20 protein-coding genes and 1 pseudogene are annotated in these 18,438 nt (G+C 38.8%); 7 read left to right on the top strand and 14 right to left on the bottom strand.

The window, feature by feature from the left end:
• Positions 1-129: 129 nt before the first annotated feature.
• The 11 genes from AC3E9W_RS21840 to AC3E9W_RS21790 all read right to left on the bottom strand — a co-directional run bounded on the left by AC3E9W_RS21840 (position 130) and on the right by AC3E9W_RS21790 (position 9,997).
• Positions 130-1,155 (bottom strand): Gfo/Idh/MocA family protein, encoded by a 1,026-nt coding sequence (locus tag AC3E9W_RS21840; RefSeq protein ID WP_488770027.1) that lies wholly within the window; start codon positions 1,153-1,155, stop codon positions 130-132.
• 318 nt (positions 1,156-1,473) lie between these two features.
• Positions 1,474-2,043, bottom strand: coding sequence for an NAD(P)H-dependent oxidoreductase (locus AC3E9W_RS21835; protein ID WP_306157242.1), 570 nt, complete (start codon positions 2,041-2,043; stop codon positions 1,474-1,476).
• Positions 2,044-2,123: 80 nt separating this feature from the next.
• Positions 2,124-2,945 (bottom strand): AraC family transcriptional regulator, encoded by an 822-nt coding sequence (locus tag AC3E9W_RS21830; RefSeq protein WP_488770026.1) that lies wholly within the window; start codon positions 2,943-2,945, stop codon positions 2,124-2,126.
• Positions 2,946-3,548: 603 nt separating this feature from the next.
• Positions 3,549-4,355, bottom strand: a complete 807-nt coding sequence (locus tag AC3E9W_RS21825; protein ID WP_488770025.1) for a DUF4382 domain-containing protein — start codon at positions 4,353-4,355, stop codon at positions 3,549-3,551.
• A gap of 826 nt (positions 4,356-5,181) precedes the next feature.
• Positions 5,182-6,312 carry a chromate efflux transporter gene (chrA, locus tag AC3E9W_RS21820; RefSeq protein WP_488770024.1) on the bottom strand — a complete coding sequence of 377 codons (1,131 nt, stop codon included), beginning with the start codon at positions 6,310-6,312 and terminating at the stop codon, positions 5,182-5,184.
• Between the two features lie 121 nt (positions 6,313-6,433).
• On the bottom strand, positions 6,434-6,739 hold the full coding sequence (locus AC3E9W_RS21815) for a DoxX family protein (protein ID WP_488770023.1): 306 nt from the start codon (positions 6,737-6,739) through the stop codon (positions 6,434-6,436).
• A 202-nt stretch (positions 6,740-6,941) separates the two neighbouring features.
• The gene (arsB, locus tag AC3E9W_RS21810) at positions 6,942-8,000 is read right to left on the bottom strand and encodes an ACR3 family arsenite efflux transporter (protein WP_488770022.1); all 1,059 of its coding nucleotides are present in this window, start codon (positions 7,998-8,000) and stop codon (positions 6,942-6,944) included.
• Between the two features lies 1 nt (position 8,001).
• On the bottom strand, positions 8,002-8,616 hold the full coding sequence (locus AC3E9W_RS21805) for an arsenate-mycothiol transferase ArsC (protein WP_488770021.1): 615 nt from the start codon (positions 8,614-8,616) through the stop codon (positions 8,002-8,004).
• Between the two features lie 41 nt (positions 8,617-8,657).
• Positions 8,658-9,131, bottom strand: a complete 474-nt coding sequence (locus AC3E9W_RS21800; RefSeq protein ID WP_488770020.1) for a DUF6428 family protein — start codon at positions 9,129-9,131, stop codon at positions 8,658-8,660.
• Positions 9,132-9,165: 34 nt separating this feature from the next.
• Entirely contained in the window at positions 9,166-9,654 is a 489-nt protein-coding gene (locus AC3E9W_RS21795) for a GNAT family N-acetyltransferase (RefSeq protein WP_488770018.1), read from the bottom strand.
• A gap of 10 nt (positions 9,655-9,664) precedes the next feature.
• The gene (locus AC3E9W_RS21790) at positions 9,665-9,997 is read right to left on the bottom strand and encodes an ArsR/SmtB family transcription factor (protein ID WP_488770017.1); all 333 of its coding nucleotides are present in this window, start codon (positions 9,995-9,997) and stop codon (positions 9,665-9,667) included.
• 330 nt (positions 9,998-10,327) lie between these two features.
• On the opposite strand from AC3E9W_RS21790, the gene AC3E9W_RS21785 reads away from it, so the two are divergent.
• The 6 genes from AC3E9W_RS21785 (at position 10,328) to AC3E9W_RS21760 (ending at position 15,083) form a co-directional block, all read left to right on the top strand.
• Positions 10,328-11,152 carry a helix-turn-helix domain-containing protein gene (locus tag AC3E9W_RS21785; RefSeq protein WP_488770016.1) on the top strand — a complete coding sequence of 275 codons (825 nt, stop codon included), beginning with the start codon at positions 10,328-10,330 and terminating at the stop codon, positions 11,150-11,152.
• A gap of 419 nt (positions 11,153-11,571) precedes the next feature.
• Positions 11,572-12,066 (top strand): Dps family protein, encoded by a 495-nt coding sequence (locus AC3E9W_RS21780; RefSeq protein ID WP_488770015.1) that lies wholly within the window; start codon positions 11,572-11,574, stop codon positions 12,064-12,066.
• Positions 12,067-12,106: 40 nt separating this feature from the next.
• Positions 12,107-12,496: a cupin domain-containing protein gene (locus AC3E9W_RS21775; protein WP_488770078.1), complete on the top strand. Its 390-nt coding sequence runs from the start codon at positions 12,107-12,109 to the stop codon at positions 12,494-12,496.
• A gap of 214 nt (positions 12,497-12,710) precedes the next feature.
• On the top strand, positions 12,711-13,532 hold the full coding sequence (locus AC3E9W_RS21770) for an alpha/beta fold hydrolase (RefSeq protein WP_488770014.1): 822 nt from the start codon (positions 12,711-12,713) through the stop codon (positions 13,530-13,532).
• A gap of 135 nt (positions 13,533-13,667) precedes the next feature.
• Positions 13,668-14,579 (top strand): alpha/beta fold hydrolase, encoded by a 912-nt coding sequence (locus AC3E9W_RS21765; protein WP_488770013.1) that lies wholly within the window; start codon positions 13,668-13,670, stop codon positions 14,577-14,579.
• Positions 14,580-14,645: 66 nt separating this feature from the next.
• Positions 14,646-15,083, top strand: a complete 438-nt coding sequence (locus tag AC3E9W_RS21760) for a Rid family detoxifying hydrolase (RefSeq protein WP_488770012.1) — start codon at positions 14,646-14,648, stop codon at positions 15,081-15,083.
• 3 nt (positions 15,084-15,086) lie between these two features.
• Here AC3E9W_RS21760 and AC3E9W_RS21755 read toward each other — a convergent pair whose 3' ends face one another.
• The gene (locus AC3E9W_RS21755) at positions 15,087-16,046 is read right to left on the bottom strand and encodes a helix-turn-helix domain-containing protein (protein WP_488770011.1); all 960 of its coding nucleotides are present in this window, start codon (positions 16,044-16,046) and stop codon (positions 15,087-15,089) included.
• Between the two features lie 110 nt (positions 16,047-16,156).
• Here AC3E9W_RS21755 and AC3E9W_RS21750 point away from each other — a divergent pair, with 110 nt between their 5' ends.
• The gene (locus AC3E9W_RS21750; protein WP_488770010.1) at positions 16,157-17,470 is read left to right on the top strand and encodes an amidohydrolase family protein; all 1,314 of its coding nucleotides are present in this window, start codon (positions 16,157-16,159) and stop codon (positions 17,468-17,470) included.
• Positions 17,471-17,612: 142 nt separating this feature from the next.
• Here the strand turns inward: AC3E9W_RS21750 and AC3E9W_RS21745 are convergent.
• Positions 17,613-18,098 (bottom strand): annotated as a pseudogene (locus AC3E9W_RS21745) (DUF389 domain-containing protein); the annotation flags it as partial.
• Positions 18,099-18,238: 140 nt separating this feature from the next.
• A partial coding sequence (locus tag AC3E9W_RS21740; protein ID WP_488770009.1) for a hypothetical protein occupies positions 18,239-18,438 on the bottom strand: 200 nt, incomplete at its 5' end.

Raw genomic sequence — 18,438 nt, 5'->3', positions numbered from 1 at the left:
TTTAAACTAATTTCCCTCTGCCAATAAGATTCTGATTCCTACATACGTATTCTGGATGACTTCTTGATCCTCATTCAGTTATATTTCAGATTAAATGGGGCATATAAGGGATAAGCTTAGTATGGTTTATTACTCTTGAATGCTGTTAGATATACTATCCAATATAAACTGGGTATCTTCAGCTTTTTTTATCACCGATTCGATGGTTTGCCCGTTTTCTTCAAAAATAAGCTCCGCGAAATTTTCTATCATGTGAACGGTTTGGGCCTTGCCGGTCGGGGAATCAACATATTCAAACTCTTTAGGGGTTGCCATTCCTTTGCGAAGAGTGTAGCCCGCGATATGGTTTTTATCATCAAAGGCAAATCCTTTTGACCAGTCCAGAACAAAATCATCCATAGTTATAAGGCCCTCAGTACCTAGAAGGTCCAAATCCATAATGCAGACCCCTGCATTGTAGCCTATATCCCAGTTTGAGATTGGATTGCCCTTGAATTTAATCATCCCAGAACCGCGATAAATGGCATTGGTTTGCGGATCACGCTGTATGAAAGTCCTGATATCCAATATTTCGCTTGCGTTGGGCATATATTCTACTATAGCGCGTGCAACATACCACCCCATATCACCGATAGCGCCTAAAGGCTCCAGTTGCGTATTGTATCTGATGTTTGTGCGGTCAAGAAACGGAAAGAAGAAAGAGGTGTGGATTCCTTGTATAGTTCCAATCTGTACGGCTGCATTTTCCTGAATTTTTTTGGTTCTCGGATGATGGGTGAAGTGGGTGGCATCCATGAATGCTACTTTGTTTTCCCTGGCAGAGGCCGAGATGCGCTTAAGGGACTCAAAGTCCGCAAAGGGCTTTTCCACCAGTATGTGCTTTCCTTCTCTGGCGGCCTGAATTGCAATCTCTTCTTTGGCAGAAGTCGGAACACCTATATAGACGGCGTCGACATCACTCGAGGCAATCATTTTTTTCCAGTCATCGTATCTGGAAGCTATTTGATGCTGGTCGGCAAAATTGTTCAGTGTTTCAGGGTCCCTTCCAGAAATTGAAGAAATCGCAGCATTCGATGCCGCATTGATTGCCTGGGCTGTTATATTTGAAATCATACCGGTACCAACTATACCGATTCTAAGTTGTTTTGATTGCATTTTTTATTGTTTTTAATTTGATGTAAAATTCAGATTTTGAATCTTCACAGCAGATGACCTACATCACGAAATTAAATTGACATACATCACACTTGGATTTATGGGCTGAACATTTTGTCGCTGTCTCTTTGGAGGAGTTCGCTGCCTAAATGCTGATTGCTGTCTTTCATCCTCATCGCATGCATTAAGTTTTTTGGACGGGTATCTTTCAGATTCGATCTTCAGATACTTGAGTCAGTTCTCAATTGATGCATCAAGACTCAAGCCATCCCTTTAAACAACCTTTTTCTGGTTCTGTTTTTCATCACAGTCTTATTTTTAAATCGACGATAAGATTTGTCTGGTCCACCCTTCAATATTTTCAGGACTGGGCCTGTCGGCTTTTTCAAAAAAGAAGTGGTTTTTTATTTCAAATCCGCAATAGCCGTATATGCCAGTATCTGAGGTGAGAGATAGCGCTTTGTCCATGCCTATGGCATTGTATTCTTCATGGGATTTTCCATGGGTATTGATAATCAAGGCCTGCTTGCCTTTTAGAAGCCCTTTTTGGACGCCTTGGTCGTAGCGGTACGCAAATCCATAGCTGAAAACTCTGTCAATGTAACCTTTCATAATCGCTGGCAGGCCAGTCCACCAGATTGGGTGTATAAATGATATGCAGTCTGCCCATTCTATTAGGCGCTGCTCTTCCTTTACGTCATCTGTTACCTGCCCTTTTCGCTGCCCATACATATCGGAGAGCGAAAGGCTGGGACTAAAATTTAATTCGTATAGGTCCCTTACTACCACTTCATGGGAATTTTCCTGAAGATGTTTAGCCAATATGTTCTTGAAATGGCCGCTTAAACTTTCCGGGTTGGGATGGGCATAAATAATCAAATGTTTCATTTTCTTTACTTTTATATGATTTAACATGACAAAAGTAGAAGGGATATTGGAGGTAAAATTGTATGAAAACGAAGCACAGATTATGATACCGGGTTGCAGATGTCCTGCTGGAGCTTCAAGTACTGGTTTGGAGTGAGATTCAGATAATGTCTAAAATCGTGTATAAGCTGGCTTTGGTCATAATAGCCGCACTGTTCAATGACTTGAAACCATTCAACGCTGCTGCTGCCTGCTACCGTATTTTGAATAAGTTCGACTGCATTTAAGAAGCGATGGTATCTGTTTGCTTCCTTGGCACTGTATCCAAAAATTTTTTTATGATGCGATTGAATGCTTCTTTCGCTCTGCTGGGTATGCTGCGCAACAGACTTAATGGGGTTGTAGATGCTGGCCTTAAAATTAACCAGCAGTTCTGATGTACTGTTTTTTGCGGCCAAATACGGCCGGCAGAATTCAAGGATGAAATTAATCCGGTCATTTTGATCATCAATTTGCCTTAATTTCTCCCATAAGGCAGAAAAGCAGTTTTCAATGCCCAAGTCATCCGGATTGAATGGTACATGGCCGCTTAAGATTACTTTTCCGAAAAATCTGTAAAATGCGTCGTCCTTAAAATTAATAACCAAGATTTCAGAACCTGGCTCTAATCTGTATGGGAGAGCCTGCTTGACAGGGCCTAAAAATAGATAACGTCCAACTTCTATTTCGTCCCCTTGGTTTGCTTTAAAATAAACCGGTTTGCCAAAACTAAACACGAAAATGGTTTGAAAGTTTGGAAGCAGCGTTTTTGCTACCGCCTTTTGGGTATTGTTTTTAGCAAAATAAAAATGGGTAAAAACATCCTCAAACTCTTTTGTGCTGGGAATTCTATAGCTATTGTATTTTGGATCGATTGGTTCCATACATTTCAATATTGGTACTAAAGTACAAAAAATCACCTTACGGGCTGACGAATTTGCACCAAATTTGGATTGGATATAATGCCTTTATATGCCAGGAATAACCACTTGTTGGTAGCAGTTGGACAAGTAATACATTTATATAGGACAACAGTTAATGAAATTATTCGCAAAATTCTAAATTATATTCTACAATTAACCGCTGATAATTATTTTAGCACTATTTTGAAAGATGTTAATTTTTGTTTAGCTCATTCAAGGTGTTCATATCCTGTTAAGTTATCGAACTACAAATATTATATCTTAATTGGTTTAGATGTCCTGTCGGGATTGATCAAAAATCTATTAAAATACCCCATATCTTAACAAGTTGTTCTTAGACATTTTTATTATTTGTAACAGACAATCTAAAACTTTTTGAGATGAAAATTGTGCTATTTGCATCTAAATTTAAAAATCGAAACATCTATAAAATTTGCATTAGCTTTTGTAGCAGAGAAGGTGTCAAATTTGATGAGGCAAATGTAAAAAATGCGCCAATTGATTTCAATTAACGCATTTTTGCTTAAAAAAATAACAAGCAGTATTAGCTGTTTTTCTCTTTTATTATTTTAGTGTTAAGGTATTCATGTTAGTAATCTGGCCATTCACGACCACTACATTAGGAACAACCAAAGCTGGCAATTGCGAAGCAGCATCTGGCGTAATGGTTACAGAATACGTCCCAGCCGCGATACCGTTTAGCTGAAACGCTCCCGATTCATCTGTATAAGCCGAAACAGTTGTGTCCCCAACCTGAACCGATATTACAGACTGGAAGCTGAAAGGCGTAATTATTCCTTTGATAATCCCAGATGCAGCAGCCGTGGACACTCTGATTACAGGATGCAGATTGTAGCCGCCGGAACCGCCTGCTTCTACAACAACGGAATGCTCGACATCAAAATCAAGTAAAAAATCATACGTTACGCCAGCTGTCAAAGTTTGGTTTACTTTTAATTTTAAGCCAGACTCCTGCGCGCTTGGCGTTTTTAAAGGATAAGTCACGCCGTCTTTAACAACAGTGTTCTTATCTCCAAGAATTAATCGCACCTGGCCTAAATATCCAGATGGAACTTCGTTCTCTGCCAAAAGCACATTTACACCGCCAGTTAAATCCAATAAATTATATATTCCCGGTTTAATATTTCCTATACTAACCCAGCCATCTTCGCCAGTTTCAGAGCTGCTTTTAATTCTAACGTCCAATACTTCAACGTTTACCTGATCGTAATCACCCGGTGCATCTGTCATTCGCACGCTTACTTTTGATGTCTGCGGCCCATTATTACCATCACTGCTGCACCCTGTAAGCAATAGGGTAAATAATGAAGCCAAAAGGAAAATTCTACATTTGGTGTTTGCTTTTTTCATTAGTTTCTTCTTTTTTTAAGTTAGTTAATTAATAACGCATTTCAAAATTGGTTTAGTATGTTAATTATGCATGTGTAGGATGTCTTAATGGAATATTAAGGAAAATGATATTAACATAGCATCTGAATGTCAAAATATTTTAATAACTGGACGCTGCAATTGGAAATGGAAAAGAGGCTCGCTAATGCTGGAAGTTAATCTTGCATGTGTGGGTTGAAGTTTTTTAGAGCTTTAGTATTTCTCTTTAATAGTATTCCAAAAATGGGTATATTTGTCTTGTAACCATCAAAAAAAAACTTTTTATGCAAAACCGAAAAAATAAAATACTCGGGAGCGTCCTGTCTGTGCTTGCTGCTTTACTGCTTAGCGGCTGCAGTGCGCATATCCATACCTCCTCAGGCAAGGTGCCTCCAGGGCAGGCAAAAAAAATGACGGGGGATAAAAGCGCGAAAGCCTATGCTCCAGGACAGCAGAAAAAGAATTAGAAGCCGCACTTATTTATAGCAGGCATATAGGCATTGCAAAAAGCCTATGGTCTAAGCCCTTCATTTTGAAGCTGGGATTCCCGGCAAAGCCCTATAAAGCCGCTCGCAATAAAGAAATAGAGCGGGCTAAAATTAGGGATTGGATTTAAGTTTGCAGCCTGGTGATTTTGTTTTTATTTGCTGCTCTGCAGGGACGCTTGTTTATAACTTTTTTAGCAGGACAATTGTTCATCGTTTAAAAAGGAATATTTTTGGCACTGCAGATTAGATACTTGAAAAGCAAGGCATTTATTAAGACATTATTGCACACAATATTTAGTTTTTATGCCTTTGTGCCACAGCTACAGATAAGCCAAAAAATAGCCTAGAACAGCGCCCAGTATAACCACTAGGGCGCTGTTTATTTTTTTTAGCTTAAAAATGGCAATGCAGCTGATAGCGGCAATTGCAATAGTACGCCAATCGGTAATGGCTTCATTTGCCATGGCTAGGCATACGGCAGCGATAAGCGCTATAGAAGCCACATTAACAGCATCCATAAACACGACCAGTCCTTTTGAAGTGCGCAATTTTTTCATCAGCTGATGAAGCAGGGCAACAAAAATAAAAGACGGCAGAAAAATTGCAATGGTTGAGATTGCCGCTCCCGAAAGACCATTGATCTGATAGCCGATAAAAGTTACTGATGAGAACAGCGGCCCGGGCGTAAACTGGCCAATTGCAATGGCATCTATAAGCTGCTGTTTTGTGAGCAGCCCCTTTGCAGCGAGTTCTGTATCTAAAAAGGCAAAAAGAACATATCCGCTTCCGTAAAGAATGGCACCTATTTTAAGAAAGATTAAAAAAAGTTTAGAATCTACCCCTGACCAAAAGGCAGTTTGAGGTATAGCCATCAAGGCAAATGGAGTAAAACTTTGCAGTTTGTCTGTTCTCATTTTTTGAATGTAAAAAACAGCAGATGCAAGCAGGCCTGATCCAAACAGCAGACAAATTTCGTTAATTCCTAAAATGGATGCAGTAAGGACAGTTATTGCGATTAGACCCAAAAGTAAAGATTTTATCGATTTTACGGCTAGGGGATAAACTGCCCCAATAATTATGGCTATGACTGCCGGTTTGATTCCGTAAATGAAAGGCTGCACTTGTGGGAGCTGTCCATAGCTGCGGTACAAATAGGCAAAAAATCCTGTGATAAGAACCGCAGGCATGATAAAACAGAACCCGGCGACAAGAAGTCCTTTCCAGCCTCCTTTTATATAACCGATATGGATTGCCATCTCGGTGCTGTTGGGGCCGGGAATAAGGCTAGTTGCTCCAATCAGATCCAGAAAATGCTGCTCGGCCATCCATTTACGTTTTATAACCACTTCCTCGTGCATCATCGCAATATGTGCAGCAGGACCTCCAAAGCCAATAGTTCCCAGCTTTATGAATACTTGAAAAATTTCTTTTAGATTTGCATTATGCTCCATTTTTTTTTACTCAAATTCTGCCATGGACCACCTCCCGGCACGTTTAATAAACAGAAACTATTTTCAAGCATCGCCCGATCGGTACGGCTTACATGCACCATTTTCCAAGAGCCTTTATTTATTAATAAATATTTTGCATTTGGCATCGTAAATGTCTGTAATCATTGTGGCTACAAGAGGAATGCTTGTTAATTTTGCAGTGAATTCGATCAGAATAAGAAATGCCGCAGAATATTTCAAACCAGCCCTCGAAGATTCCTAATAATTCAGATTCTGGCAAGCTTATTTTTTGTAAGCGCTCTGCGTCAAGAAGGAAAGAAAATAAATATTTTTGAATGCCTTCTGAAAGGAAGGCAATGCCAGCTATAAAACGAATCAGCAATGTAGTTTTTGGCCCGTCTGTCTGAATTATTTTTTCGAATATCATGATGCCTTTTATTTTTGCTTATTTTAATTTATAATCAAAAAAACATACTGTTTTTATCCAATGTCTTATTAAATAACAAACACTTTTTCAGAAACAGCAGTTACAATATAAAAAGTATAAACACTATTTCTAAATCTGTGGATTTTGTTGTCTGTTTTCTGCAGAAGGCTGCGTAAGAATAATTACGAATTCTTAGCGGTTTTTAAAAATACTTTGACCTAAACCAGAATGCAAGGTTTACTAATGCAATTAAAGCCGGCACTTCTACAAGAGGTCCTATTACTCCAGCAAATGCCTGCCCGCTGTTTATACCAAACACACCGATTGCCACGGCAATTGCCAGTTCAAAATTATTGCCCGTAGCGGTAAAAGCCATAGATGCAGCTTGTGAATAATCAGCGCCAAAATATTTTCCTGTAAAAAAACTGATGATAAACATCAAAGTAAAGTAAATCACAAGCGGCAAGGCAATGCGCACAACGTCCGTAGGAATCTGAACAATCAGTTCTCCCTTTAGACTGAAAATTACAATGATTGTAAAGAGTAAAGAAATAAGAGTAATTGGCGAGATTAAAGGCATATACTTGTTTTTGAACCATTGAGAGCCTTTCAGGGCTGTCAGAGTATAACGGCTTATGATCCCCAACGCAAAAGGAATCCCTAAATAGATGCCCACACTCTCGGCAATCTGTGCAATGCTGATGTTTACCTCAAATCCATCACATCCAAAATAGGGAGGCAGGATGGTTATAAAGACATAAGCATAGACGCTGTAAAACAGCACCTGAAATATACTGTTAAGTGCAATAAGTCCTGCAGCATATTCCCTATTACCGTCTGCCAGATCATTCCATACCACAACCATTGCTATGCAGCGTGCCAGACCAATAAGGATTACCCCAATCATGTATTCTGGGTATCCGTTCAAAAACAGCAGCGCCAATAAAAACATTAAGACAGGGCCTACAATCCAATTTAGGAATAATGATGCTCCCAAGACTTTTGTATTTTTGAAAACCTGCCCCATCTGCTCATATTTTACCTTTGCCAGCGGCGGGTACATCATCAGGATGAGTCCTATTGCCAATGGAATGTTTGTTGTCCCGCTGGAGAAGGAATTGATAAAATCCCCGCTTGAAGGAATAAAGTATCCTATTGCTACGCCTATAGCCATAGCAAGGAAGATCCAAAGGGTTAAAAATCGGTCAAGGAAGCTTAATTTTTTGCGTCCGACGACTGGTGTACAGTTATCTGCTGACATTTTATTTTTTTATTTGTGAGAATACGTAAAACATTTCAGCTCCTATCTGCAGGCTACGCTCCAGATAAGTTTCTTTCTGCTGAGACGTTCCGTCAGAAATTTTTGGATCTTCAAAGGTAATCGGCATTCTTTTCTCGGCACCTGCAATAAACGGGCATCCGCCATCAGCCTGAGAGCAGGTCATAATTGCAGCGAATCCGCTTTCAGGATTGAAGTCATCATCATAGGTTTTGGAAAAACCGATGACAGGAAGTTCATCAGCTGAATATTTTATTGAATAAACTGGGTTTGATCCTTCTGAAAGAGTCTTAATCTTAAATCCCGAATCCTGAAGTGTCTGGGCAGCCATAGGGAACAGGGCAGTAGCTTCAGTCCCTCCTGAATAGCAGGAAACATTTTTTATGCCGTAATAGGCAGCCGCAGTCTGTGCCCAAACTTGCGACAGATGACTTCTTCTTGAATTGTGTGTGCAGATAAGGTTTAGTCTGGTATCCAGCTTACTGTCCACTTTAGTCTGAATAAAGTCGATTAATGGCTGCAGGACTGCTTTGCGGTCTTTAGAGAGCTGCCTAAAATCAAATGATTTAACGGTATTCTCAATTTGCGGATATAACATAGTTTTTTAATGTAATGGTTTAGTAGTTATCTATTTAAAAGTTAGCAGCATCCGCCGCCCGGAGTGCATGAATTGGCATTATCAGTATTTAACTGAGATAATTTCACTTTAGGCTTATCAGATGGAATACCGCACTGTTTCTGAGCAAGACATGCTGTCTGTTTATTAAGCAAAATGAAGTTCAGCCCGTTAAAATCTAAATCGTATTTACCGATCGTAGTGTTCTGGTACTCCACTTCAATTTCATGATCTTCAATTCCCAATACTTTTTCTGAAAGCTCAATGATGTGGATCAGTTTCTGAGGTTTCAGCCTGTGCTCATAGTCATTGGCATCCCAAAGCTGGAAATTCACAACAGTTTCCTTTCTTACCGTACCGCCGCAGTCGATGAAGTTTTTGGTAACCAAGCCTACTTCCGTTACATGAAAATATTCCGGTACAAATGTGCCGTCCGGCAGCTGAAAATTTACAGCTTCCACTGTTTTAAGCACTTCTTTAATTTCTGAAAGTTTCATAATTTTTTATATTTAGTTATACTATATTTTTTTATTAAATAATAACGGAACTTCTTCTTTCAAGAAACGCGGTATTTCTCCAGATACCGTTTTGTTTTCCGATTTTCTCCCTTATTCCAAGTATCCTGAAACCTGCTTTTTGATGAATGCGAAGACTCGCCTTATTCTCAGGAAATATTCCTGCCTGAAGTGTCCAGATTCCTTCCTCTTCTTCACTCTGTCTGACAAGCTCATTTAAAAGGGTAAGCCCGATTCCTTTTCCTGAATGGGAAGAATCTACATATACGCTCACTTCCGCAACCCCTGCATAAACACAGCGGGAAGAAACAGGAGAGAGAGCTGCCCAGCCGATTATAATATTATCATCCTGTATTATAATTCTGCAGGATTCCAGATGTAAATTGTCCCATTCTTCCCATGAAGGTGCGCTGTTCTGGAAAGTGGCATTGCCGGTGTCTATTCCTTTTTGATAGATTAATTTTACCTGATCCCAGTCTTGAGGTGAAAGTTTTCTTATTTCCATATTTTTACAGTTAACAGCATTCGTTTCGCTTGTTTGCCAAATGATCTGATATATGCTCAAAAAAAACTTTTATCTTCTCAAGCCCGGGTTCATTGATACAGTAGCAAATAGAATTCCCCTCGATGCTCCCTTTGATTAGCCCTGCATTTTTCAATTCTTTCAAATGCTGAGAAACTGTAGGCTGCGAAAGTGGAAGTACATTTACAATATCCCCGCAGATGCAGGCATCCACTTTTAATAGATATTCCATAATAGCAATACGGGCAGGATGCCCTAACGCTTTTGCTAAAACAGCCAGCTCGTTCTGGCTTTCGGTAAAATGATCTGTTTTTGTTGCTCCCATTGTCTTATATTTATATTGCAATATTACGATAATAAATTTATATAGAATGAAAATTATCCTAATATTTAAGCTATTGCAAAAAGAATGGACCAAACTCTGAATCAGTTATGCGGCAATTGCGATGAAAGTCTATTGTATTTTTATATTGAATATCAAATATTAAGTAAGTGGGCACTATGTGAAATTTTATCTGGCTGGCTTGCTTTTTTGGATAGGAATTTCAATACTTTTACTTATTTATTATACTGCTAAGCAATAATAAAATATGCCGGATAGCAGCGCTATCCATAAGTATAGAAAGATTAAACAATTGATAGTTAAAATTAAAACATGTTAAAAGAATTCTCGTATAAACAGTTCGGCAATTTACAATTCACAAAACAATCCTTTGAAGACGGCCGATTTGATTCTGTGGAAGAGCATATCAAAATTTTATTTTTGCCAAAAAATGCCATTATACAAGTTGATTTCCAGGAGATCGAGATGAAATCTGATTCCTTGCTGTTTATTAATCCCAAAGTGGTGATAAAGCCTTGCGAAACTAAAGATGGCCAATTACTGCATTTCAATAGGGATTTCTACTGCATAGAAATTCACGATCAGGAAGTAGCCTGCGACGGAATTTTGTATAATAATGTATTTGAAATTCCATTCATTGCTTTGGACGAAAATCAATCTGAGGATATTCAGAAAATAATCAGGGAAATTCAATTTGAAATGAAAAATGAGGATGCAAACACTGAGGAAATGCTTCGTATACTGTTAAAGCTCATCATACTGAAATCGACCCGTATCTGGAAACACCAGCACCGATTAGCTGAAGAAAGCCAGCAGGCTGATGTGCAGTTTTTACGGAAATTCAGCAAACTTGTCGAACAGCATTACAGGACTCTGCATACGGTTGCGGATTATGCCGATCTGCTATTTGTGACTCCCAAGAATCTCAGCAAGAAAATCGGACTTGTCAGCAAGAGGACTCCCAACGATATTATTAAAGAAAGAATCGTTCTTGAAAGCAAAAGGCTCTTGGCACATACACAGATGACGGTTAAAGAAATTGCCTATAGCCTGAATTATGAAGACGATGCTTATTTCATTCGTTTTTTTACAAAAAACACGGGACTGTCCCCAATTTCATTTAGAAAACAGTTTTAACTATACAAAGCACGGCATTCAAGCCGTGCTTTTTTTATGCAAATCATTAAAAAGGCTCCAGCTGGCGATTTTATCAAATAAAAGCAAAGCGTATCCAAAAGAAAAATGTGTCCATTATATTTCCGGAACTTGTGATAATCTTCGCAGCAGTAAACGATAAGCGCTGTTTAATTGAGAAAATCTTTATAGGGAAGTCTGACCTTTTAGAAATATTAATTTACCTATAAAGATAGTTTACCCCTTATTAAACTTTTAGGTTTGCCAAGCGCTATAGCAATCATGAAAATGGTTGAAAAACATTGCAATGGACATTCTTTACAATAAAGGAAAAAAGTGCAGTCCAAAGAGAAATGCGTCCATTGATGCGTCACGGGTTTTGGAGAATCTTTGCATCATCAAATAAAAAACACTAATTAATTATGAAAACCAATATTGGAATATCGGAAAACAACCGCCAAAATGTGGCTTTGGAATTATCAAAAATACTTGCCGAGGAATCTGTACTCCACACGAAAACGAAACAAGCACATTGGAACATCGAAGGAAATGATTTCTATGACAAGCACAAACTATTTGATGAGCAGGCAAATCAAATAGCTGAAACAATTGATACTGTTGCAGAACGTATCCGCACTTTGGGTCATTTGGTGCCTGCAACTTTAAAAGCGTTTTTGGAACTGGGTCGTCTAACTGAAAACGTTCCGACTGAAAATGACAGCCAGAGTTTAATAAGCGAACTCCTTTCTGCACACGAAACTATAATCAACCATTTAAGAGCAGACATCAATCTTTTTGACAATGATTATGAGGATTTAGGAACTAGCGATTTCACCACTGGATCGATGCAGGAACACGAAAAAACAGCTTGGATATTTGGAGTACATTTAAAAATAATAACAAAAGAAATTAATTAACATTAAAAAATAAACAGATCAAAACGTACAAAATTTTTTTATTAGAGCTGTTGCTTTCGCAGGCCTGACTGCATTTTTAACTCCAGAAACCGCTTTTGCACAGCAGTCAGGAATTAGCCGCACCAATCTGCAAAGACATGATATTTCGGTTTCGGGATATGGAACTATTCAGGCTCGGATAGACTTCGAAGCACATTCCGCTTTTGGGATGCATAACCATCCGGGTGAGGAACTGATTTATGTGCTGGAAGGCACATTTGAATATCAGATTGAAGGAGAAAAACCCATTATTCTTAAAGCTGGTGACGTACTTTTTGTTCCCGCCGGAAAGAATCATTCAGCAAGAAATATAGGCCATGTTAAAGCTTCGGAGCTTGCTACTTACATTGTGGAGAAAGACAAGGCTCTTCTTGTAATGAAAAATAAATAATCCCAGTAGAATTTGAAAGTCTTGCTTGCGGTTATTCTTCACATCAGATTGAAACAGACAGTGGACTTAAAAGACAAATGGCATTCTTCAAAAAAAAAAAATTAAAGTACGGGAAAAAAGTGCAGTTCAAAGAGAAAGCCATCCATTGATAGACGTCCAGATTAATCTCAACTTTGCCTTATCAAAATAACAGTAACATTTAAATATAAAAAACATGAACAAGTTTACAGTAAAAGACGGAACAGAAATTTATTTCAAAGATTTAGGAGCAGGACAGCCAATTATCTTTCACCACGGATGGCCGTTGTCATCTGACGACTGGGATGCTCAAATGATGTTTTTCCTAAACCAGGGATACAGAGTTATCGCACACGACAGAAGAGGCCATGGAAGATCCACTCAAACATATAAAGGCAACGACATGGACACTTACGCACAGGATGTAGCTGAATTGACTGAGTTTTTAGACCTTAAAAATACAATTCATATTGGGCATTCAACAGGTGGCGGAGAAGCCTTGCGCTACGCAGCCCAGTACGGAAAAGACCGTGTATCAAAAGTGGTTCTGATCAGTGCAATTACTCCGTATATGATTGCAGACGATAGAAACCCAAATGGTGTGCCATTGGCTGTGTTTGATGATATCCGATACAATACTTTACATAACAGACAGCAATTTTACCAAGACCTGACTGTTCCTTTTTATGGCTACAATCGTGAAGACGCCAATGTAAAAAAAGGAATCCAAGACAACTGGTGGAGACAGGGAATGATGGGCGGCATTAAAGCGCAATACGATTGTATCGAAGTTTTCTCTGAAACTGACTTTACTGAAGATCTTAAAAGTATTGATGTTCCTGTATTGGTTCAGCATGGTGATGACGACCAGATCGTGCCTTATGAAACAACTGCTGTAAAAGCGGCCGAACTTTTGAAAAAAGGAAAACTGATTATTTATCCTGGATTCTCACACGGTATGCCGACTACTGAAGCGGAGACGATCAATAGAGACATTTTGGAATTTATCCAGTCATAAATCCAAGAAAGGGAAAAAAGTGCAGTTCAAAGAGAAAACGATCCATTGTCCCTTCCTGCGCTTTATCCCAACTTTGCAACATCAAATAACAACAACCAAATTATTAAAAAAATAACAATTTAAAATTTAGAAAACATGAAAAATTTAATTTTATCAATCGGTTTATTTACAGCAGTCTTATTTAGCAGTGTTTCGTTTGCACAAACAAAAAGAATTCCCGCATCTTATGGAAGGGAAGAATATATAGAAGTTGAAAAAAATGTAAAGCTTCACGTTACGGATCTTGACGAAGGGCAGCCAATCGTTTTGATCCACGGATGGCCATTGAGCGATGCAATGTATGAGTATCAATATGCATACTTTACACAGCAGGGATACAGGGTTATCGGAATTACTTTGAGAGGTTTTGGATTATCAGACAAACCAGCAGGAAAATACAACTACGATGTTTTTGCAGATGACATTAAAGTAGTCCTTGACAAATTGAATATTCAAAACGCAACAATCGGCGGTTTTTCAATGGGAGGTGCAACTGTAATCCATTATGTTGCCAAATATAAAGCGGCTCACGTTTCCAAATTGGCTTTATTCGGAGCAGCGGCGCCAATATGGACAAAAAGGGCCGATTTCAATTACGGCTTGTGGACTAAAGAAGACGTCGACGGATTAATCAAATTGAACAATACCAACAGACCTCAATTACTGGAAAACTTTGGTCAGATATTCCCGGCTAACGAAACAAGCGTTGCTGCAGGTTATGGCGCATGGTTGGGTACTATTCAGGCACAAGCTTCACCTTTTGCAATGGCTGAAGGATTAAAAACTCTAAGAGACAGCGACTTGAGAGAGGATTTGAAAAGCATCACAATCCCCACACTTATTCTTCACGGAAAATTGGACAAAATATGTTCGTATGAATTGGCTGAACAAATGCATTCTCTATTAAAAAATTCTACATTGGTGCCTTTAGAAAAAAGCGGCCACGCCTTATTCATCGAAGAATTGGATAAATTCAACTCAGAGTTATTGAAATTTGTAAAAAAATAAAAATTCAGAAAGAGGTTAGTTTGGAGAAAATTAACCTCTTCTGTTTTTCTTAAAAGAGAATTAGAGATGAAAAGAACAGCAGTATTTTTAGCCTTATTAGTTTTCGCTTCCTGCACTAATACCAAATCCATTGTTTCAGTAAACCATTCCAATCTGCCAAATCCAATTGGCCCATACAGCCATTCCGCCAGTTTTACAGATGTAGTGTTTGTTTCGGGGCAGATTGGCGTTGATCCAAAAACAAACACTTTGAAAAATGGAATTGAAGAACAAACCATTCAGATTTTCGAAAACCTGAAAGCCGTTTTGCAAAACAACAGTTCAGATTTGGACCACATTGTAAAAACCACCATTTTCATTACAGACATCAAGCATTATGAAGCAGTTAATAAAATTTATGGAAGCTACTTCCACCATCACTTTCCTGCCCGAAGCACAATTGAAATAGTTTCACTGCCCAAAAACGCGAGCATTGAAATAGAATGTATTGCGGTGAAAAAATAAAACTTACCTATTTTTTTGAAAAGCTTTGGGTTTCATTCCGTTATGCTGCTCAAAAACTTTGCTGAAATGGCTCAAATTTGAAAATCCCAATGCATAACCCACTTCGGAAACCGACATTTTATTTTCTTTTAATAATCGGGTGGCTTCCTTCATTCTAAACTTTTGATAATAGCTAAATAAACTGCTTCCAAAAATTTGCTTGAAGAGCCTTTTAAACTTTGATTCGCTCATTCCGATTTGTAATGCCAGGTTTTTAATGACGGGAGGTATATGAATTTCGTTTAAGATCGCATCCCTGGCTTTATAAATTTTCTGGACATCCATTTCATTCAGAACGTGCAAAGTGGGTTTTTCTCTTTTGAAAAGTTCTTTTAACGTTGAACATATTAGTTCTTCAGCTTTTATTTTAAAGAAAAAATCAGACAGTGTATCAGGAATATCAGATTCAATGATTTCTAGTGCCACTTCCTGTATTTTTGGTGAGACAGACTCTTCAAAATGAATAGGCTGCTCACTGCCGGTAATTTTTTTGAAAATAGGATTGTTTCCATTTGAACCTAAAAGATTGACCAGCATATCGGAATCAATTCCAATAAAAATAGATTTGAATTTAGTTTTGTTTGGATAAAAAGTTTCAATGTTCAGTTTTCCCTTAAAAACCTGTATGGAAGGCAGATCATTTTTTGTGTTTTTGATCTTAGAATTAGGGTCTGGAAAAATGGAGTTAAAAGAAAACAAGATTCTCTTAAGTGAGTTTTCGCTTCCAAAACGTTTTGTGAGCAGATCATCATTAAATTCATAATTACTTACAATCATGCTTATTGAATTATCCAGCCTAAACCCTCTCAAATAGCCGTTTCCTTTATCTTCTGGAATTGTCAGCATTCCATTAACGACCTCTGAACCAATCAAATCTGCAAAACCTGCCAGGAAACCGAATTCCTTTTTTATATTCAATTCCATAATAAATTAGACCTTTTAGAGCTATTAATGTGTCAAATGTAAATATTTTAACTCTTATTGTGCATGTAACTTTGTCAAAATCTAATTGTAACATTAATTAAAATTAAACAATGAATACAACAAAAACCACTGCTATTGTTGATGCAATTGTGTTTGATGGCAAAAACGTAATAGGAAAAAAAAATGTAATAATCAGCAAAGGAAAGATCGCTTCAATTTGCGATGAACTGCCCGATGGAGTTGATGAAATAGTTAACGGAGAAGGAGCGACACTTCTGCCGGGACTGATTGATGCACATGTTCATACTTCGGTTGATTCGCTGCGAGATGCCATACAATTTGGCGTAACCACAGAATTGGAAATGCAGGGCGGTATGACAAAAAAAGGCCGTGAACTGCAAATAAAGGATTGCATTGACATTGCCGATGTCCGCTCTTCGGGTATGGCTTTGACAGCCCCCGGCGGACATCCAGATGAATTGATTCCAAAGGAAGAAGGCATTCCGGGCTTTATTCTGAAAAAAATGGAGAAGATGACAGATCAGGAAAAAAAAGATTTTATTGCAGCCGTTGAAGAAAGGGCAAACGAAAACGGCGAAAAACTCGATTGCACCACTATAGAAGGCGCTGTTGAGTTTGTGCGCCAGCAGATGGATAACGGTGCCGATTATTTTAAAATAATGATTGAAGAAGGAACTGTAATGAATTCGCCAGGTTTACCCATAATAAACCCCAGTGTTTTGAAAGCTGCAGTGGATGAAGCCCATAAATTAGGTAAAATCGTCATAGCGCATGCACTAACTGCCGAAGCCGCAAAAACCGCCGTTGAAGCAGGTGTAGATGGATTGGCCCATCTTTTCATCGACAGGCCGCAGTGGACTGCTGAACTTATTGAATCCATTGCCTTTAAGGGAATATTTGTAACCCCTTGTCTGGTCCTAAACTCCTCCATCATTGGCAAATCTGCCTGCCATGTGGCTCATGACGAAAGGGTGAATTACAAACTCAATGAAGATTGGAAAATGACAATGTGTTCTTGTTTTAATACTTTTCCTTCGGGCAATATGCAAGACAGTTACCACAATATAAAGGACCTCCATGATGCTGGGGTAGATATACTTGTGGGCACAGACGTATCAGTTCCCATGGCGCATTTGGGAGGTCTTGCCCACGGGGTTAGCGTTCATCATGAGATGCAGTTGCTGGTCGAAGCGGGTCTTAGTCCCATTGAAGCTTTACGATCCGCAACCTCAGTGATTGCGAAAAGATTCAGCCTGTCAGACAGGGGGCAGATCTTAGAAGGATTGAGAGCAGATTTGCTTTTAGTCAAGGGGGATCCTGCCACAACTATTTCTGACACCCTTTCTATATTAAATGTTTGGAAAGAAGGATTTGAGATAAACTTAAAAGGCAATGCTATTTGATTTTTGATGGCTTTAGATTTTTAATTTTGAAGCTGTTAATGTGACTGAAAGTTACTTATGTTTAATGGTATAAGCAAATAAAATGGCGCCAATTGTCTTCAATTGGCGCCATTTGGCTGAGTGACCCGTAAAGGACATATTTGAGCGCCGTTGCGATGGCAACCCCGGGAATGGGGTTCCCTTTTTCTGATCTGGTAACGGCAATAACCCTTACCACACCTCCGAAAAAGGCGATAAGAATATCATAGATATTGGGGGGGGTCCTGGCCAGCAGTTCGGACTGGACGTCCTTGAAGAGGCTCAGATAAAAATATAAGGTGGAAACTGCCAGACTTACCACAGTTGCAGTCAGCAGGTTAGTGAGTGATTTTTTAAGCAATGAGAAATCGTAAATGCCCAGTGCTAATCCGGCACCTACAATCGGTCCCATCAGGGGGGATATCAGCATGGCGCCAATGATTACAGCCGTTGAGTTTACATTGAGGCCGACAGAGGCCACAATAATGGCGCAGGCCAGAATCCAAAGGTTTGCCCCTTTGAAGGTTATGTTTTTCTTAACGGCCTCTAATGTTTTCGCCCTGTCATCTTCTCCATCGCGAAGGTTGAGTAAATCGGTGATTTTTTTCATAATCTCTAAAATTAGTATCTGGAAACCCTGTTTCAGCGACAATTGTAGCTAAGTTGAGATTAATTCGACTAACTATCAGGAGAATCTGCTAATTAATATGGGGCTGGAATTGGAATTGAGCTTATTGGCAGGATAAGATTTTATTCAAAATAATGGATTTCAATCTGTTTCTGTAGGACTCCAGCACGTCTGACTTGGTTATAAAACCATAATATTTTCTGTTGTTGTTGTTGTTGTTGTTGTTGTTGTTGTTGTTGTTGTTGTTGTTGTTGTTGTTGTTGTTGTTGTTGTTGTTGTTGTTGTTGTTGTTGTTGTTGTTGTTGTTGTTGTTGTTGTTGTT

This window comes from Flavobacterium sp. 38 (genome assembly GCF_057799715.1).
This window is presented reverse-complemented; position numbering and strand designations above follow the sequence as displayed.

Bases quoted from the DNA above. Each gene is read 5' to 3' on its own strand.
- AC3E9W_RS21805 (WP_488770021.1), bottom strand. From the start codon at position 8,616: ATGTTATATCCGCAAATTGAGAATACCGTTAAATCATTTGATTTTAGG.
- AC3E9W_RS21755 (WP_488770011.1), bottom strand. From the start codon at position 16,046: ATGGAATTGAATATAAAAAAGGAATTCGGTTTCCTGGCAGGTTTTGCA.
- AC3E9W_RS21840 (WP_488770027.1), bottom strand. From the start codon at position 1,155: ATGCAATCAAAACAACTTAGAATCGGTATAGTTGGTACCGGTATGATT.
- AC3E9W_RS21795 (WP_488770018.1), bottom strand. From the start codon at position 9,654: ATGGAAATAAGAAAACTTTCACCTCAAGACTGGGATCAGGTAAAATTA.
- AC3E9W_RS21785 (WP_488770016.1), top strand. From the start codon at position 10,328: ATGTTAAAAGAATTCTCGTATAAACAGTTCGGCAATTTACAATTCACA.
- AC3E9W_RS21765 (WP_488770013.1), top strand. From the start codon at position 13,668: ATGAAAAATTTAATTTTATCAATCGGTTTATTTACAGCAGTCTTATTT.
- chrA (WP_488770024.1), bottom strand. From the start codon at position 6,312: ATGGAGCATAATGCAAATCTAAAAGAAATTTTTCAAGTATTCATAAAG.
- AC3E9W_RS21780 (WP_488770015.1), top strand. From the start codon at position 11,572: ATGAAAACCAATATTGGAATATCGGAAAACAACCGCCAAAATGTGGCT.
- AC3E9W_RS21760 (WP_488770012.1), top strand. From the start codon at position 14,646: ATGAAAAGAACAGCAGTATTTTTAGCCTTATTAGTTTTCGCTTCCTGC.
- AC3E9W_RS21800 (WP_488770020.1), bottom strand. From the start codon at position 9,131: ATGAAACTTTCAGAAATTAAAGAAGTGCTTAAAACAGTGGAAGCTGTA.
- AC3E9W_RS21790 (WP_488770017.1), bottom strand. From the start codon at position 9,997: ATGGGAGCAACAAAAACAGATCATTTTACCGAAAGCCAGAACGAGCTG.
- AC3E9W_RS21830 (WP_488770026.1), bottom strand. From the start codon at position 2,945: ATGGAACCAATCGATCCAAAATACAATAGCTATAGAATTCCCAGCACA.
- AC3E9W_RS21750 (WP_488770010.1), top strand. From the start codon at position 16,157: ATGAATACAACAAAAACCACTGCTATTGTTGATGCAATTGTGTTTGAT.
- AC3E9W_RS21835 (WP_306157242.1), bottom strand. From the start codon at position 2,043: ATGAAACATTTGATTATTTATGCCCATCCCAACCCGGAAAGTTTAAGC.
- arsB (WP_488770022.1), bottom strand. From the start codon at position 8,000: ATGTCAGCAGATAACTGTACACCAGTCGTCGGACGCAAAAAATTAAGC.
- AC3E9W_RS21825 (WP_488770025.1), bottom strand. From the start codon at position 4,355: ATGAAAAAAGCAAACACCAAATGTAGAATTTTCCTTTTGGCTTCATTA.
- AC3E9W_RS21815 (WP_488770023.1), bottom strand. From the start codon at position 6,739: ATGATATTCGAAAAAATAATTCAGACAGACGGGCCAAAAACTACATTG.
- AC3E9W_RS21770 (WP_488770014.1), top strand. From the start codon at position 12,711: ATGAACAAGTTTACAGTAAAAGACGGAACAGAAATTTATTTCAAAGAT.